At 69.8% G+C, this 16,240-nt stretch carries 16 protein-coding genes; 4 read left to right on the top strand and 12 right to left on the bottom strand.

The genetic code is table 11. The features are described 5' to 3' along the window. The first annotated feature begins 42 nt into the window (after positions 1–42). From IF46_RS0101940 to IF46_RS0101925, 4 genes are read left to right on the top strand one after another with little or no spacing between them, the layout of a single operon-like run. Positions 43–2,247 (top strand): HAMP domain-containing protein, encoded by a 2,205-nt coding sequence (locus tag IF46_RS0101940; protein ID WP_051723570.1) that lies wholly within the window; start codon positions 43–45, stop codon positions 2,245–2,247. Positions 2,248–2,249: 2 nt separating this feature from the next. Continuing rightward, complete coding sequence (gene pgsB / locus IF46_RS0101935) at positions 2,250–3,527, top strand: poly-gamma-glutamate synthase PgsB (RefSeq protein WP_030486507.1); 1,278 nt, start codon at positions 2,250–2,252, stop codon at positions 3,525–3,527. After that, positions 3,524–4,009 carry a poly-gamma-glutamate biosynthesis protein PgsC/CapC gene (locus tag IF46_RS0101930; RefSeq protein ID WP_030486506.1) on the top strand — a complete coding sequence of 162 codons (486 nt, stop codon included), beginning with the start codon at positions 3,524–3,526 and terminating at the stop codon, positions 4,007–4,009. Before pgsB ends, IF46_RS0101930 begins: the two co-directional genes overlap by 4 nt. 25 nt (positions 4,010–4,034) lie before the next feature. Then, positions 4,035–5,081 (top strand): NlpC/P60 family protein, encoded by a 1,047-nt coding sequence (locus IF46_RS0101925; protein ID WP_030486505.1) that lies wholly within the window; start codon positions 4,035–4,037, stop codon positions 5,079–5,081. A 2-nt stretch (positions 5,082–5,083) separates the two neighbouring features. Here the strand turns inward: IF46_RS0101925 and IF46_RS0101920 are convergent, their stop codons facing one another. From IF46_RS0101920 to IF46_RS0101865, 12 genes are all read right to left on the bottom strand, one after another. After that, positions 5,084–6,010 (bottom strand): hypothetical protein, encoded by a 927-nt coding sequence (locus tag IF46_RS0101920; RefSeq protein ID WP_030486504.1) that lies wholly within the window; start codon positions 6,008–6,010, stop codon positions 5,084–5,086. A 17-nt stretch (positions 6,011–6,027) separates the two neighbouring features. After that, complete coding sequence (locus IF46_RS0101915) at positions 6,028–7,044, bottom strand: carbohydrate kinase family protein (protein WP_051723569.1); 1,017 nt, start codon at positions 7,042–7,044, stop codon at positions 6,028–6,030. A gap of 15 nt (positions 7,045–7,059) precedes the next feature. Next, positions 7,060–8,505 carry an adenosylhomocysteinase gene (gene ahcY / locus IF46_RS0101910; protein ID WP_030486502.1) on the bottom strand — a complete coding sequence of 482 codons (1,446 nt, stop codon included), beginning with the start codon at positions 8,503–8,505 and terminating at the stop codon, positions 7,060–7,062. Positions 8,506–8,612: 107 nt separating this feature from the next. After that, positions 8,613–10,148 carry a peroxidase family protein gene (locus IF46_RS0101905; RefSeq protein WP_084597713.1) on the bottom strand — a complete coding sequence of 512 codons (1,536 nt, stop codon included), beginning with the start codon at positions 10,146–10,148 and terminating at the stop codon, positions 8,613–8,615. Positions 10,149–10,230: 82 nt separating this feature from the next. Beyond that, positions 10,231–11,616, bottom strand: a complete 1,386-nt coding sequence (locus IF46_RS0101900; protein WP_051723567.1) for an acetyl-CoA carboxylase biotin carboxylase subunit — start codon at positions 11,614–11,616, stop codon at positions 10,231–10,233. Between the two features lie 2 nt (positions 11,617–11,618). Next, the gene (locus tag IF46_RS0101895) at positions 11,619–12,056 is read right to left on the bottom strand and encodes an acetyl-CoA carboxylase biotin carboxyl carrier protein (RefSeq protein ID WP_030486499.1); all 438 of its coding nucleotides are present in this window, start codon (positions 12,054–12,056) and stop codon (positions 11,619–11,621) included. Continuing rightward, a complete protein-coding gene (locus tag IF46_RS0101890) occupies positions 12,043–13,704 on the bottom strand; it encodes an acetyl-CoA carboxylase carboxyl transferase subunit (protein ID WP_030486498.1) in 1,662 nt (553 codons plus the stop codon). Before IF46_RS0101890 ends, IF46_RS0101895 begins: the two co-directional genes overlap by 14 nt. Continuing rightward, positions 13,701–14,171, bottom strand: coding sequence for an SRPBCC family protein (locus IF46_RS0101885; protein ID WP_030486497.1), 471 nt, complete (start codon positions 14,169–14,171; stop codon positions 13,701–13,703). The genes IF46_RS0101890 and IF46_RS0101885 overlap by 4 nt, the downstream gene beginning before the upstream one ends. A gap of 4 nt (positions 14,172–14,175) precedes the next feature. Continuing rightward, positions 14,176–14,433 (bottom strand): acyl carrier protein, encoded by a 258-nt coding sequence (locus IF46_RS0101880; RefSeq protein ID WP_030486496.1) that lies wholly within the window; start codon positions 14,431–14,433, stop codon positions 14,176–14,178. Beyond that, a complete protein-coding gene (locus IF46_RS0101875; protein WP_051723566.1) occupies positions 14,430–14,891 on the bottom strand; it encodes a cupin domain-containing protein in 462 nt (153 codons plus the stop codon). The genes IF46_RS0101880 and IF46_RS0101875 overlap by 4 nt, the downstream gene beginning before the upstream one ends. A gap of 2 nt (positions 14,892–14,893) precedes the next feature. After that, positions 14,894–15,901: a class I SAM-dependent methyltransferase gene (locus IF46_RS0101870; RefSeq protein WP_030486494.1), complete on the bottom strand. Its 1,008-nt coding sequence runs from the start codon at positions 15,899–15,901 to the stop codon at positions 14,894–14,896. Next, a complete protein-coding gene (locus IF46_RS0101865) occupies positions 15,898–16,239 on the bottom strand; it encodes a TcmI family type II polyketide cyclase (protein ID WP_030486493.1) in 342 nt (113 codons plus the stop codon). The genes IF46_RS0101870 and IF46_RS0101865 overlap by 4 nt, the downstream gene beginning before the upstream one ends. Position 16,240 lies beyond the last annotated feature (1 nt).

Here is a 16,240-nt window from a genome sequence, read left to right as displayed (position 1 = left end):
TCGCGGTCCAGCGAGCAGTTCCACCGGGAAGGTAGTCGTTTCGTGTCAGGCAGGTCAGCGCAGTACGCGCCGTGGCAGTCGGCGGCCGGGCCGGCGAACGAGCAGGAACAACTGCTGGCGTGGCGGCGACGGGCGCTGGACCAGCAGTTGCCGGCGGCGGCGTTCCCGGCCGGGACGAGCGCACCCTCACTTGTCTATCTCTGGACCACGATGTTCGTGGTTGCCATGGCGATCCTCGGGTTCGCGGTCAGCGCCCAGCGCGGGGTGCTCCCGGCTGTCGTCGACTCCCAGCGTGACGTCGTGTCCAAGCTGGCGTCCGGCATGCAGGTCGAGGCCCGCGGCCGGGCGACCGACCTGGAGCGGACGGTGCAGGGCCGCGGCACCGCGACCGACGCCGACCTGCTGACCCGTCTGGTCGCGGCCGACTCCGGCTTCACCGGCGCCGTCATCGTGGAGACCGCCTCCCGACGACCTCTCGCGGCCAAGGGCGCGGCACTGCCGATCGACCTGCTGCCGCCGGTGCTGGTGGTGGACAAGACGATCGCCGTCACCACGGCGGACGGCCCCGAACTGGTCTATTCCGTCGCGCTGGACGACACCCGGGCGGTGCTCGCGATCCAGCCGGTCACCATGCGGAACCTACGACTCAACCCGGACGCCGGGCAGGGCATCCACATGATCGCCCCCGACGGCAAGAGCAGCCTGATGCAGGGGGTCAATGCGGTCGACACCGTGCACCTGCCGACGGTCTTTGCCGGCCTGGCCGGCTCCGACTCGCGGCAGAGCCGTGAGGTGGTGGTCAAGGAGTGGTCGGACCGCAGGTTGGTGGTGTCGTCCGCGCCGGTGGGTGAAACCGGGCTCGTGGTCGTCTCCCTGCTCGCCGCGGAGATGAGCGCGGGGACCTCGGGCACCAAGGGGGCGCTGCTCGGGCTGAGTCTGCTGGTCGTGACGCTGCTCAGCTTCCTGCTCATGCGAAAGTCGCTGGTCCGGCCAGTCCGGGCGCTGCTGGATCAGGCCAAGGCCGATGCCTGTGGCGCGATGACGCGGCAACGCGCGCCGATGCGCATCCGCGAGGCGCACCGGATCGCGCGGGCGTTGGCCCTGACCTCAGGCGACCAGTACCCGCCGGACCGGCGTTGGCGGCCAACCGTCCTGCAGGGCCTGACCGTCGCCGTGGTGGTCGCGATGCTTTGGCCGGCGGCGGCCGCAGCGCTCGCGTTGCAGGTCTCCGATCCGGTCATTCCCGTGCAGTTGGTGCGGGACGAGGAGAGCCGTGCCGAGGACGCCAGCAACGCCCTGGGGCACCTGCTGGACGACGGCTTGGCTACTGTCTCCCGGGTCTCGCAGGGGGTGACCGCGAACGACCTCGGGCAGGCCGATCGGACGCTCGGCCGGGAGCTCGCCGACGAGCAGCGGCTCCGGGCGTTGTACCTGGTCGACCGGGACGGGAAGATGGTGGCCGGCGCCGGTCGGGACCCGCTGCGGACCGTCGCGCCACTGCCCGGCGAGGTCGGCATCCACCTCGACGACACGGCCGACCGGTTGCCCCTGGTGTACGCCTTCAACCAGCTCGCAGACGGCCACGCGGTGATTGGCGAGTTCGACCCTGACCGTCTGCTCGGACTGGTCCGTCGGGTCGAAGGTCGGGTCCGGGTCGTCGACGCCGAGCTGCGGACGATTCTGGATTCAGAGGGCTTCCGGGCATTCCAGCCGCTTCAGGGCGAGGTGGCCCGGAAGATCGCCGTCGAGGTGCTGCCAGGCAGCACGGTTGGCCGGTCGACCACCGAGGACGGCGCCCCCGCGCTGGTCGCCGCCTCCGGCCTGACCGTGCCGGCGACTGTCGCCCACCTCGAGTGGGCGGTCGTGCTGGAGCAGGACGTCGCTGGGTTGCGCCTACCGGCGATGGTCGAGCGGCGCTGGACCTTGCTGGTGGCCGGTGCCGTGGTGGGCATCGCCCTGCTCACCCACGTCTGGCAGCTCTACATCTTCGTCCGGCCGTTGCGGAGGTTGAGTTCCTTCGCCGAGCAGATGAGCGATGGGACCGTGGAGCTGCCCGTTCCGCCGCAGCGTCACGACGACATCGGCGCGATAGCGATGTGCCTGGAGATCTGTCGCCAGGTCCGGCACACCGGGTCCGCCCGGTTCGGTGGTGCGCTGCGGATGCGCGGCGCGGGAGCCGACCGGACCACCGTCCTCGCACGAGTCCGGCACGCGGCCGAGACTCGCAGCCGGGCGACGAAAGGCTGAGCATGTTCTACCTGTACACCGTCTACAGCCTCTGCTGCCTCGCGCTCGTGGTAGCCGGCGTGATCGAACAGCGGAATCACAACCGCAACCTCAACACCATCCCGCACCGCGTGCTGGTCAACGGCATCCGTGGCAAGAGCTCGATCACCCGACTCTGCGCGGGCGCGCTGCGCGGCGGCGGCGAGGTCGTGGTGGCCAAGACCACCGGCACCGCCGCACGATTCATCTTCCCGGACGCCAGCGAGGAGCCGGTGCACCGCAAGTTCGGCATCGCCAATGTGGTCGAGCAGATCGGCATCGTTCGGCGGGCCGCCGTCTACCACCCGGATGCGCTGGTCATCGAGTGCATGGCGGTCATGCCGGCGTTGCAGGAGATCAACCAGAGCAAGCTCATCCGGTCCACCATCGGGGTGCTCTGCAACGTCCGTGAGGACCACCTCGCGGAGATGGGGCCGACTCTCGACGACGTGGCTCGGTCGCTGAGCCGGTCGATGCCCGAGGGCGGCATCTGCATCACCGCGGAGAAGGACCGGTTGGCGATCCTGCAGCAGGAGGCAGCCAAGCGGAAGTGCGAACTGATCGCGGTCGACCCCGAGTCGGTGACCGACCAGGAGATGGCGGGCTTCGGCTGGATCACCTTCAAGGAGAACGTGGCCATCGCGCTCGCCGTCGCCGAGCAACTCGGCGTCGACCGGCACAGCGCACTCACCGGCATGTGGTCGGCCCCACCCGATCCGGGAGTGCTCTCGGTGGCCCGGGTCCTGCACGGCAGCAAGCGGGTCCGGTTCGCCAACATCTTCGCCGCCAACGACCCGGAGTCGACGTACATGAACATCGAGCAACTCGAGAAGCAACGGCTGATCAGCCAGCCGTTGACCATGGTGATCAACTGTCGACCGGACCGGATGGAGCGGAACGGGCAGATGGGTACGCTCGCCGGCCGGGTACAGCCGCAACGCATCGTGCTGATCGGTGAGATGACCCGCAGCGCCCGGGTCAACGTGCCCGCCGAGCTACAGAGCCGGGTGGTCGACCTGGGTGGCAAGCTCTCGCCGGAACGGCTGATCAGCGAGGTGATGGCGGTAACCGCAGAGGATGCCTCCATCGTCGCCGTCGGGAACATCCACGGGCAGGGCGAGGTGCTGCTGCACGAGCTGGCCGCCCTGCCGAGCTGGGAACCGCAGGACCGCACCCGCGCCGAATCGATGCTCCGTCCGCCGACCGCGCGCAATTTCGACGTGGACGGCAAGACCGTGTTCCTGGGAAGGACCCACCGGTGACATTCGGAGGAGAACTCAGTGCCCAGCTCGCCACCGCATGCCTCGGCATCGGTCTTGTCTTCGCGCTGCTCTGCTATCTGACCACCAACCTCTCGCCCGGCGGGATGATCACGCCAGGCTGGATCGCGCTCGCGCTGATCGAGGACCCGCTCCAGGCCGCAGTGATCGTGGTGATGACGGTCGTCACGTACGCCCTCACCCGGCTGATGCAGCGCGTCGTGATCCTCTACGGCAAGCGCCTCTTCGCCGCGATCGTCCTGCTCAGCGTCCTCCTCCAGATGACGCTGTTCGTGCTCGTCCAACGCGACCTGCCGCTGCTCTTCGCGCACCAGACCCTGGGCTTCGTGGCGCCGGGACTGATCGCCTACCAGCTCGTGCGGCAGCCGCCGAAGGCGACCGTGCTGGCCACCGTCATGGTCACCGTCATCACCTACGGCGTGGCGTTCAGCGGCGTCGTGGCCGGCTTCGTGCCGGTCACCTGAGTCCAGAGACCGACGAGGGACAGGCATGAACTACCGGACTTACTCCCGCGGCCGCGCCCTGCTGATGACCGTCGCCGCCTTCGCGTTGCTGACTGGTGGCAGCACCTTCACCTACGTCGTTGTCCGGCACACCGCGGCGGACCCGATCGAGCTGAGCCTCGGCACGCAGGCCGCGCAGGCAGCCGCGCCGACTGCGTCCGGCTACAGCTACCGACGGTCTACCGCGCCGGACCGGACGCAGATGCTCGATGCCAAGGGAAAGACCGTCGCGATCATGACCGACGGCGCCCGTACGGTGCACATCGTCGGCCCGCAGCGGACCTTTGCCGAGGCGCGGTTCACCAAGGCCAAGGTGCCTGCCGAGTTCTGGGTGCGACTCGCCCCCCGGGAGTGGCGGGCCGGCGCCGAGAAGGAGAAGTGGTTCACCGACTGGTTCGCCAAGGCTCGCACCGACCGCTCGCCGGACGTGCTGGCGGTGGCCCGGGAGTACACCTACGTCGCCGTGCCGAAGAAGGACGCGAAGGGCCGGCAGTATTCCGGCGACGCTGCCTTCGGGCCGCTCTCCGACAGTGACCCGGACGGTCGCGCGGAGAACTCCGACTTCTACGACTACCTCGGGGTGTCCTGGGAGTTCCCCGACAAGAAGGAGAAGCCGACGGCGTCGCACATCCGCAGCCTGGACTGCTCAGGTTTCCTGCGCATGGTCTACGGCTACCGGATGGGCTATCCGTTGCGTGGCACCAACACCGCCGGCCCCGGCCTGCCCCGGCGGGCGACCGCGATGGCCTCGGTCGGACCAGGGGCCCTGCTGATGCCGAACACCGGCGAGCGAGCCCGGGACCTGGATCGGCTGCTCCCCGGTGACCTGCTGTTCTTCAACGCCGGGCCGGTGCAGGGCGCAAACATCGAGCACTCCGGCATGTACCTCGGTGTGGACGACCGGGGACACCACCGGTTCATCTCCAGCCGTACGACCGCCAACGGCCCAACCATGGGTGACCTGGGTGGCGAGTCCATCCTGGACGGCACCGGCTACTGGGCCCTGCGCTGGCGGACCGCCCGCCGGATCTGACCTCAGGCCACGACGAGCTGCTCCGCGAGCACCGTCACGACACGGTTACGGGCCTCCGCGTCCCGCCGGATCGACCAGCTCAGCTCCAGATGGATGAAGACGGACCCCAGTGCCGCTGCGGCGCGGCCCTGCTCGTTGGTCTTGCCCTCGAGTTGGCCGCACCGTTTCACCCACGCCCGGCAGGCGTCCAGCCCGGCAGCGGAGAGGCCGTCCGCGATCCGGCGGGCCACCGGGGTCACCGAAGCCGAACCGGTCGACACCACCGCGTCGGACGCGGGCAGGTTCCGGTCGGCAAAGCCGTGCAGTTGGATCTGATCGAGGCCGTTGTTGGCGAACTCGGCCGCCAGGGCGTGGAACAGCGACTTGTCGTTGTGGGCAACGTCCGCGTCGCCGTCGGCGGCCTGTCGGTGGGCCCCGGCGATCAGCAGCACGCTTGCCGGCACCTTCCGGTGCAACGCCAGCCCAAGCTTCTCGGTGTTGATGTCGAAGCCGGGGTGCGGCACCTCGATCACCGCACGCGGGGTCGCACTCCGGTCCACCAGCACGGCACCCCAGGAACGGTCGTCGGAGCCCGTGGCGAGGTAGAGGTCGAACGGCCGGCCGGTCGCCGGGTCTGCCCCACGGTGCGCCTGGAAGCCGAGGTCGTTGAAGACCTGATCCAGGTCGGTGCCGGCGTTCGGACCGGTGACCAGCGATCGCGCTGCCCGCCGGGCCGCCGCCCGTTCCCCCGTGTCCGGGTCGCGGTACGGCTTGTCCCGGGAGAGGCCCGCGACCAGTTCGTCGATCAGGACCTCCGGATCGGGCCCTCGCTGCGGTTCGGATTTCGGCTCGGCGTCAGCGCACGCCCCCGACCCCAGCAGCGCCAGCGTCGCCGCCGCGGCGATCAGTCCTCGGCGAGTTGAACTCGCGGCCGGAAGCGGTGTACGCACCCGTGCAGGCTAGCCGATCATCCCCGGGCGCTTGCTCGGGCTCGCTGCGCCGCAGTGCCCTGCAGACCGGGCCCCAACGCCCGCACATCGACCGCGACATGGCTGCCGTACGACTCGGCGAGGCGGCGCTCGAAGACCTCGGCGTCGACTGTGTAATCCTGCGGGCCTTCGACCTCCAGCACGTGCGCGGCCAGTACACAGCCCACCTGTGCCGCGCGCTCGACGGGCAGGTCGGCGGCGAGCGCGGCGAAGAAGCCGGCCCGGAAGCCGTCACCGACGCCGGTCGGGTCGACGATGCGGCCCACCCGCGCCGCCGGCACCTGGAAGTCGCCGTCCGGCCCGGTGATCCGTACCCCATTGGCGCCCAGGGTCACGACCCGCACGCCCACGCGGCGCAGGATGTCGTCTTCGCTCAGCCCGGTCTTCGATTCCAGCAGCGCCGCCTCGTATTCGTTCGTCAACAGGTAGCGAGCGCCACTGATCATCGCCTCGATGTCGGCCGACGGCATCCGGGCCAATTGCTGCGACGGGTCGGCGGCGAAGGGCAGGCCCAGTCGGCGGCAGGCGGCGGCACGGGCCAGCATGGTGTCCGGGTTCTCCGCGGCGACGATGACGAGCCCGAGCCCACCGGCGCGCGCGGCGACACCGTCGAGGCTGATCCGGTCGGGCTCGCCCATCGCCCCGGGGTAGAACGACGCGATCTGGCAGAGGTCGGTGTCGGTGGTGCAGATGAACCGTGCGGTGTGTGCGATGGAGCTGACCTGCACCTCCGAGCAGTCGACCCCGTTACGCTCCAGCCAGCTACGGTAGTCGCCGAAGTCGCCGCCGACCGCGCCGAGCAGCACCGGCCGGTGCCCGAGTTGAGCGAGCCCGAAGGCGATGTTGGCCGCGACCCCGCCGCGCCGGACGACCAGGTCGTCGACGAGGAACGAGAGCGAGACGGCGTCGAGGCTGCCGGCGATGAGTTGCTCGGCGAACCGCCCCGGAAAGCGCATCAGATGGTCGGTCGCGATCGAACCAGAAACGGCGATCATACGGGACGCACCCTCTCAGTAGCGGTAGTGGTCGGGCTTGTAGGGCCCCTCGACCGGGACGCCGAGGTAGTTGGCCTGTTCCTTGGTCAACTCGCTGAGGCGCACACCCAGGGCGGCGAGGTGGAGTCGGGCGACCTTCTCGTCCAGGTGTTTGGGGAGGGTGTAGACACCGACCGGGTACTCGTCGGTGCTGGTGAACAACTCGATCTGGGCGATGGTCTGGTTGGCGAAGCTGTTCGACATCACGAAGCTCGGATGCCCGGTGGCGTTACCCAGGTTCAACAACCGACCCTCCGACAGCACGATGATCGAGTGACCGTCCGCGAACCGCCACTCGTCCACCTGCGGCTTCACGTTGATCCTCTCGACGTCCCCGCGTTTCGCGAGACCCGCCATGTCGATCTCGTTGTCGAAGTGACCGATGTTCCCCACGATCGCCTGGTGCTTCATCCGGGCCATGTGCTCGTTGGTGATCACGCTGAAGCAGCCGGTGGCGGTGATGAAGATGTCCGCCTGCTCGACCACGTCGTCGATCGTCGCGACCTGGTAGCCGTCCATCGCCGCCTGGAGGGCACAGATCGGGTCCACCTCGGTCACGATGACCCGCGCACCCTGACCACGCAGACTCTCGGCGCAGCCCTTGCCGACGTCGCCGTAGCCGAACACGACGGCGACCTTCCCGCCGATCAGCACATCGGTGGCCCGGTTGATCCCGTCGATCAGCGAGTGCCGGCAGCCGTACTTGTTGTCGAACTTGCTCTTGGTCACCGAGTCGTTCACGTTGATCGCCGGGAACAGCAGGCTCCCCGCCTGCTGCATCTCGTACAGCCGGTGCACGCCCGTCGTGGTCTCCTCGGTCACCCCCTTGATCCCGGCGGCGACCCGCGTCCAGCGGCGGTTGTCCTCCCGCAGCGACCGCGTCAGCACACCGAGGATGACCGCATACTCCTCCGAGTCCGCGCTCTCGGGTGACGGGACCGCCCCGATCGCCTCGAACTCGGCACCCTTGTGCACAAGCAGCGTGGCGTCCCCACCATCGTCGAGGATCATGTTCGGACCTTGCCCGTCCGGCCAGAGCAGCACCTGCTCGGTGCACCACCAGTACTCGTCGAGGGACTCGCCCTTCCAGGCGTAGACCGGGAGACCCGCCGGGGCCTCCGGGGTGCCGGTCGGGCCGACCGCGATCGCCGCCGCCGCGTGGTCCTGGGTGGAGAAGATGTTGCAGGACGCCCACCGGACCTGCGCGCCGAGCGCCACCAGCGTCTCGATCAACACCGCCGTCTGAATCGTCATGTGCAACGAGCCGGTGATCCGTGCGCCCTGCAACGGCTGCCGCTGGGCGAACTCCCGCCGGATCGACATCAAACCCGGCATCTCGTGCTCGGCAAGCTCGATCTCCTTACGCCCGAAGGCCGCCAACGACAGATCCGCCACCTTGAAATCGCTGAAGTTGCCAGTCATGTCCCGCACCCTCCCCCACCCGCGTCGAGGACCGTTGGAGTCCCGTTCAACCGTTCCCCTACTCTGCACACCGGGCCACCACGGGCCCGGGTGCGGAGCAAGAGCCGTCAGGAGTTGCGGCTGGCCGGGTCGACCCGGGCGTAGGTGAGCAGGTCGGCCATCGTGAACTGGCCCGAGAAGCGGGCGGGCAGGGTCGGACGCCAGTTGGGCTGCACCTTCAGGTAGCCCGCCGGATCGAGCTGGGCGATGCCGATGAGCACCTCCGCCACGATTCGCCCACCCACGGCGCCCAGTGAGCCGCCGCCGGCCTGCAGTTGTGCCTCCTTGAGGATGTAGTAGAAGAGCGGGGTGTTGGCGTCCAGGCCGAGGCCGTACCCGCTGAGCTCCGGGAAGTTGAAACTGCCGAGCGCCGGCGCGCCGATGTGCGCGGCGATCCGCTGGCCCGACGGGATGCCGAACGTGAGCTGACGCAGCAGGTCGCGTCCGAGCAGGTTGGCCGTCGGTGAGCCGGACGGCGGCGGTGGCAGCGGGAACCCGAACAGCGGCGTCGAGTTGCGGACGTCGATCCACTTGCTCCACCGCACCTGGCCGTCGAAGAACTGGAACCAGAACTGGTGGTCGAGGTAGCGGCGCGCGGCCCGCTTCCCGCCGCGCAGGTCGGCCGGGTCGGCCCCGCCCAGCGCCGAGTCGAAGAGCATGGCGTAGAACTCGTCGCCGCCGTTGCCGGTGCGGTTGACCAGGTAGGCCGGTCGCGGCTGGCTGTGACCGAAGCGGAATGCCGCCGCGGTGAACTCGACCGGGATGAACGTCGCGTTCGGCTCCGGCTTGTAGAAGCGGCGGCCTCCGTTGAGAACGGTGAAGACCGTGCCCGGGCCGGCGATCAGCGGGAGGAACTCGTTGAGCACGATCCACTGGTAGTGCCAGGTGACGAGTTGCCGGGCGGCGGCGAAGACCTGCGTCGCCGCCGTGCCCTGTGCGCGTACCAGGTCGACCACGCGGTTGTGGAAGAGGATGAACGCGGCCGTGATCTGCGCGATCGGCAGGTTCTCGTCGTTGCGGACGTCGAAGATGATCGCCCTGCCGTTGGGGTCTCGGGGCAGGTCTTCGAAGCGCCCGCCCGACTCGATCTTGAGCTTGGCGGGGTCGGCCGAGTTGTACAGCTGCGGACTTCCGGTCGGGCCGGCACCGTAGAGCGAGTCGAGGTCGAGGGCCGGCGTCCGAGGATTGGGCACCGTGGTCGGGTCGACCGGCGTGCCCAGCGGCGCCGTCGTCTCGAAGGCCAGGTCATGGTCGATGAACTGCCCGAAGTACGTCATGCCCTGCGGGATCGAGAAGTTGTCGGGGTTGTTGATGCTGTGCTGCTGCTGGTCGGCGAGCGCCTCCGCACCGACACTGAGCGGGTCGCGCGCGTCCATCGGGCCGCCTACCCGCGACAGGTCGATCAGCGCGTTACGCATCTGGGTCGTCGCCGACCCGAATGCCGGCAGCGACGGGAACATCCGCCCGAACCGGTCGGAGAACGCGGCCGCCGCCGGCGCCGCGTCGAGCAGGACTCCGCCGGTGCCGGCGACGAGCGCCCCCGCGCCGACTCCGGCCAACAACCGCCGCCGGCTGACACCTCGAGAAGCGTTGTCAATTGCCATGTCGGCCACCTTCCGTCCGCGGGCGCCCGCGTGGACGCACGGGCCGCAAACCCGCGAACCGGCAGCAGTGTGAACCCTTCGGTTAGTGGCGCCCTGGAGCCTCAGTGGTGTCCGGCTGGAGGCTGGTGAGCATGGTGTCGACGAGCGAGGTGTCGTGTTTGGCGGCGCGGAACAGCGGGTGGTCGAGCGTCGCTCGGAGGAAGTCACGGGTCGTGGCCACACCTGGCCCTTCGACGGCGCACTCGTCGAGGGCACGAGCCATCCGGGCCAGGGCCTGTGGGCGGTCGGGTGCCCAGACGACCACCTTGGCGAGCAGGGAGTCGTAATCGGCCGGCACCCGGTAGCCGGCGTACCCGTGCGTGTCGACGCGAACGAACGGGCCGCCGGGCAGGTCGAAGCGGGTCAGCTCGCCCGGCGTCGGGACGAAGCCACGAGCCGGATCCTCGACGTTGAGACGGCACTCGATCGCCGTGCCGCGCGGCGTCACGTCCGCCTGGGTCAGCGCCAGCCGTTCGCCGGCCGCGACGAGGATCTGTTGCCGCACCAGATCGACGCCGGTCACCAACTCGGAGACCGGGTGCTCGACCTGGAGTCGGCAGTTGACCTCCATCAGGTGGAAGTCGTCGCCACCGCCGACCAGGAACTCGAACGTGCCCGCGCCGACGTAGCCGACGCCGAGCGCGCCTTTGACCGCCGCGGCCGTCATCCGGTCGACCATGTGCTGCGGCAACCCCGGCGCGGGTGACTCCTCGATCAGCTTCTGGTGCCGCCGCTGCACCGAGCAGTCGCGCTCGCCGAGGTGGATGCCGTTGCCGTAGCGGTCGGTGAGCACCTGCACCTCGACGTGGCGGGCCGACTCAAGGTAACGCTCGATGTAGACCCGGTTGTCGCCGAAGAGCAGCTGCGCCTCGGCCCGCGCGGCGGCGAACTCGCCCAGGAACGAGGCCTGGTCACGGACCACCCGTACGCCCCGGCCACCGCCGCCCGCGACCGCCTTGATGATCAGCGGGAAGCCGATCTCCTCGGCCACCGCACGGGCGTGGGCCGCCGACTCGACGGCGTCGGTCGTGCCGGGCAGCACCGGCAGGCCGAGGCCCGCCATGATGCCCCGCGTCCGGGCCTTGTCGCCCAGCGCGGCCATCACGGCGGGCGGCGGCCCGATGAACGTGATCCCGTCGGCCTCGCAGATCTCGGCGAAGTCCGGGTCCTCGGAGAGGAATCCGTAACCCGGATGGATCGCGTCGGCCCCCGTGCGGCGAGCCGCTTCGATGATGGCCGGCGCGCTCAGGTAGCTACGCCGGCTCGGACCCGGCCCGATCTGGACGGCTTCGTCGGCCAGCCGCACCACTGCCGAGTCGCGGTCGACGGTCGAGTAGACCGCCACGTTACGCAGCCCCATCTCCCGGCAGGTCCGTGCGATCCGGACCGCGATCTCGCCCCGGTTGGCGATCAGCACCGACTCGAACACTGTCAGCCCTCCGACACAGCTATGGCGAACAGCCGTTCGCCGTACTCGACCGGGGTCGCGTTGGAAACCAGCACCTTCACGACCTCGCCCGCGCGGTCGGCTTCGACCGGGATCATCATCTTCATCGCCTCGAGGATCGCGACCTGCTGGCCGGGCACCACCTGATCGCCCGCACGGACGAACGGGTCAGCGCCGGGCGATGGCGCGAGGTAGAGCGTCGCGACCATCGGCGCGCACACGTAGTGCAGACCGGCATCGGCGTCCACCGGCGGGATCGCCGGGATCGCCGCCACCGCGGGTGCGCCGTCCGGCCACTCCACCTCGACGACCAGGTCGCCGTGCTGGAGCCGGGCCCGGCGCACCGGTCCTGGCGTCGACCCGATCAGCCGCGCGAGACTACGAACGGCGGCGTCCAGCGGGTCGGCGTTACCCTCCGGCATCCGTCAAACCTCCCATCTGTCGGAAGCGGGCCCGGCGATCGGCCCGCACCTCCTCGCGGTCGAGACCGGCCAGCTCTGCCAACGCGTCGACAACCGCCTGGTGTACGGCCGACGCGGTCGCCCCGGGATCGGCCGGCGCCCTGCCGGGCGGTTCGGGAATGACCCCGTCGACGATGCCGAGCGCGAGCAGGTCACCGGCCTGGAGCTTGAGCTGCGCGGCGGCCTCGTCGGCTCGACCGGAGTCGTTCCAGAGGATCGCGGCGCAGCCCTCCGGGCTGATCACCGAGTACGTCGCGTTGGCGAGCATCAACACCCGGTTGCCGACGCCGAGGGCGAGTGCGCCCCCGCTGCCACCCTCACCCGTCACGACCGCGACGACCGGCACCGTCAGCCCGGCCATCAGCCGGATGGCGTCGGCGATGGCCAGGGCCTGCCCGTTCTCCTCCGCCGAGATGCCGTGGTAGGCGCCGGGCGTGTCGATAAGCGTCACGATCGGCGTGTCGAGCTTCTCGGCCAGACGCATCAGCCGGACCGCCTTGCGATAGCCGGCCGGTGTCGCCATGCCGAAGTTGCGGCTCGCCACCTCAGCGACCGTATGGCCCTTCTGGTGCCCGATGACCACGGCTGGACGGCCGTCGATCAGGCCGACGCCGCCGACGATCGCCGGACAGTCACTCGCGAGTCGGTCGCCGTGCAGCTCCACGAAGCCGTCGACGAAGTGACCGATGTAATCCAGCGTGGAGGGTCGACCGAGATCGCGGGATCGCGCCACGGTGGCCCACGGTTCCTCCCGCTCGGCGGGCGTGGCCGCCCGTACCCGGTAAGGATCCGGCGCGGACCGATCGGCCCCCGCGAAGGCCAGCAACCGACCGATGGTCGGCCGCAGGTTCGACCGGGGCACCAGGTCGTCGAGCATGCCGCGCGCGAAGAGGTACTCGGCGGTCTGGAAGCCGGCCGGCAGTGGCTGGCGCAGCGTCTGCTGGATGACCCGCGGCCCAGCGAAGCCCAGGCGCGCGCCGGGCTCGGCGAGAATGACGTCGCAGAGCGTCGCGAACGACGCCGCGACGCCGCCGTACGTAGGGTCACTGACCAGCGAGATCGTCAGTACGCCAGCCTCGTCGAGGGCCCCGAGCGCCGCGCTCGTCTTGGCCATCTGCATGAGCGACAGGACGCCCTCCTGCATCCGGGCACCGCCGGAGGCGCTGACGATCAGCAGCGGCGTACGGGTCTCCAGAGCCAGCTCAGCCGCCCTGGTGATCCGCTCACCGACACCCGCGCCGAGGCTGCCGCCGAGGAACCGGAAGTCCATCACAGCGGCGATCAACGGTTGCCCGTCGACAGTGCCCCGGACGCAGACGACTGCCTCGTCGAGCCCGGTGCGCCGGCGGGCGGCCTCGATCCGTTGCGGATAGGGCACGGTGTCGACGAACCCGAGCGGGTCGCCGGAGGCGCCGGCCGGTGGCAGCTCCTCGACCGAGTCGAGATCGAAGAGCTGCGCGATCCGCTGGTGTGCGGTGACCTGGTCGTGGTGGTCGCACTCCGGGCAGACGCCCAGGTTGCGCTCGACCCGGCGCTGGTAGAGCAGCGCCCGGCAGCCGGGGCAGATCAGCCAGCTCTTACCGACGGGCGTGTTGACGGTGGCGGTCATGACTGCCCGCGCTCGGCCGCGACCTTCTCCACGATCTCCCGGATGCGTGCCTGCTGCTCGCGCGTGGTCCGGTTGAGGTGGGCGGTCATGCCCTCGTCGTCGGCGTGCCCGCCCGGCCGCATCTCGAAGTCCTGAACCCACCGCATCCGCACGCCGCCGCCGGGGATCTCGGTGTACTCCCAGAACAGGTTCATGTACTTGAAGGCGCCGGTCTCCAGCCGCCGTGCCCGCACCACCTTGTCGGCGCGGTCGGGCACCCGCTCGGAGACCCAGCTCCACACCCGACCGGCCGGGTCGGGGTGCATCGTCAGCCGGAAGATGACAGCACCCTCGGCGGACGTCGAGAGGACTTCCGTGCTGGCGTACTCGCTGAACAGGGAGGGCCAGTTGGGAATGTCGTTGGTCAGGTCCCAGACGAGGTCGAGCGGCGCGTTGATGACGACCGCATTGTCCGTGTGTCCGGCCATGAGCTCACCGATCCGCGAGTCGTTGGTTGACGTAGTCGACGGCGAGCCGCGGCGTCTTCATGATCGAAACGGCGTCGTCGGGGATGCGCACCTCGTACTCCTGCTGCACCCGCGCCGCCAGCTCCAGCAGCGCGAGCGAGTCGTAGCCGAGGTCCTCGAACGGCGCGTCGAGCGTCGCCGGGTCGGCCCAGTTGGTCTGCTCGACCACACCGGAACTGGTCTCCAGGATCCGGCGCAGGTCGTCGAGGGTCAGTTGGCTCATGAGTTTCCTCCCGTCGGTCGCTGCCACCCGTCGCGCACGCCGCCGACCTGCGGCACCGGCGACTCGGGGTGCGGGACCTCCTCGGTGTCGACGTGGCCCAGCTCGGGACGCGGCGCGAGCGGACTGATCTGGAAGACGATCAGCGCGGTCTCGCCACCGGCGTTGGTGATGCGGTGCCGCTGGCCGCGACGGACCATGAGAGCCTCGTCGGCGGCGACCTTGACCTCCGTGCCGTCGACCCGGATCACGACCTCGCCGCGTACGAGATAGCAGAACTTGTCCGAGTACGGGTTGTACTGCTCCGCCAGGAACTCGCCCGGCTCCAGCCGGACCGTGCCCATGAAGCCCTCCGTCGCGTCGACGGTCTTCGGGCTGAGCAGAATCCGCACCTCGCCACCGATCCGGTTGATGCCGGGCACGTCGATGGCGGCGACCTTCACGATCGGTTGCCGATGCATTGTCATTCCTTCTCTGCGACGAGCACTCGGAACGGCAGGTCCGTCGGGTGGACGGCGGCCGGGCCGAAGCCCGCCGCGGCGAGCGCCCGGTTGTAGGCGGCGACGGAGTGCGACTCCCCCTCGAAGGTCCAGACCAACATCAGGACCGAGAAGAGGTACGGTGCCGGGTCCAGCGCTGGCGACTCGTCGCCGGTGGTGAAGCCGACGATGACGAGCCGCCCACCCGGCTTCACCACCGAGCCGAGCCTGGTCACCAGCTCACGCACCCGCTCCTCGGAGAAGTGGTGGGTGACGTTTGTGAGCAGCACGACGTCGTAGGGGCCGCCGAGATCGGTGGTGAACATGTCGCCCGGCAGGAACGTCGCCCGGTCGCGCACGCCGAGCCGCTCGGCGTGCTTCTCCGTCACGGCGAGCACGTTGGGCCAGTCCAGCGAGGTCACCTGGGCCTGCGGATTGTGCTGGGCGAGGGTGTAGCCGTAGACGCCGTGGCCGCAGGCGACGTCGAGGATGTCGAGTTCGGCGCGCTCCTTCGTCCACGGCGCGAGCGCCTCGGCCATCACCTCGGCGGTCGGCTGGGCAACCTTCGTCGCGTACGCGGCGAAGTCCTCCCAGTAGGTGTACTCCGGGGTCTCGGCGTGCACGTCGAGAACGGTGCCACCCGCCCGCACCGCCGCGCTGAGGTCGCGCAACGCGTCCCACTCCCAGTCGCTCGACATCACCTTGACCATGCCGCCCAGGTAGTCGGGACGGGTGCTGACCAGGTGGTCGGCCGCCGCCGGGGTGAGCGAGAACTGCTCGCCCGCCCGGTCGGTGAGGCGGATCGCGGTGAGCGCGTCGAGCAGGATGCGGGCGCCGCGCGGGTGGATGCCGAGCGTCGAGGCCAGCCCGCTGGCCGTCGCCGGGCCTACGGCGAGCGCGTCGAAGACGCCCAGCTCGACGCCGGTACGCAGCAGGCTCGTCTTCTTGTAGGCCTGCATCATGTCGTTGATGGCGCGGCGGGTCAGCGTCACGTGATGCTCCCTGTCTCGGGGCTCCAGGTGTAGAAGGGCGTGGCCACCGAGTCCTGCAGTTCGCGCATGCTCTCCGGCGCGTAGCGCTCCAGGTAGGCCGAGAGGCGCCGGTTGACCTGCTGGAAGTCTGCGCGGGCTCGGGCTGCGAGCAGCTTGTCGAAGACGTCGGTGTCGGCTTCGAGCAGGTGCATGTAGAGGTCCTGGTAGCGGAAGAGCGTGCGCCGCGAGATGCCGACGACGTAGGGCATGTCGCCCTTGTCGTGCTCGGTGAAGAGCTCGGCGACCGCGTCGGCGTGGCCGGGGTCCATCCGCATGACCATCAGTGCGCGGTAAGACATG

Origin of the sequence: Micromonospora chokoriensis (assembly GCF_000718555.1) — a bacterium.
Classification (GTDB): Bacteria; Actinomycetota; Actinomycetes; order Mycobacteriales; family Micromonosporaceae; genus Micromonospora; species Micromonospora chokoriensis_B.
The sequence above is the reverse complement of the archived record's forward strand: the minus strand, read 5'-3'. Positions and strand labels throughout refer to the sequence as shown.